At 68.7% G+C, this 265-nt stretch carries 1 protein-coding gene; it reads left to right on the forward strand.

Annotated elements, in window-relative coordinates; genetic code table 11:
- Positions 1 to 265 (forward strand): TonB-dependent receptor plug domain-containing protein (locus KVT32_RS30345; RefSeq protein WP_217619458.1); only part of this gene is annotated, 265 nt, incomplete at both ends.

Consider the following 265-nt stretch of genomic DNA (forward strand, 5'->3'; position numbering starts at 1 on the left):
GCTCTTCTCGGGGGTGTTCTGGGATACCCAGGACGTGGTCATGGCCGACATCGAGCGCATCGAGGTCATCAGCGGGCCGGGCGCGACCATCTGGGGCGCCAACGCGGTCAACGGCGTCATTAACATCATTACCCGCGCCGCCGGCGACACCCAGGGCGGCCAGCTGGTCGTGCGCGGCGGCGGGGAGGGCGCCAGCGGTTCGCTGCGCCACGGCGGCAAGCTTCGCAACGGCGGTCATTACCGGGTCTATGCCAAGGCCTTGCAT

Origin of the sequence: Achromobacter sp. GbtcB20 (assembly GCF_019091095.1) — a bacterium.
GTDB classification, from domain to species: domain Bacteria; phylum Pseudomonadota; class Gammaproteobacteria; order Burkholderiales; family Burkholderiaceae_B; genus Achromobacter; species Achromobacter mucicolens.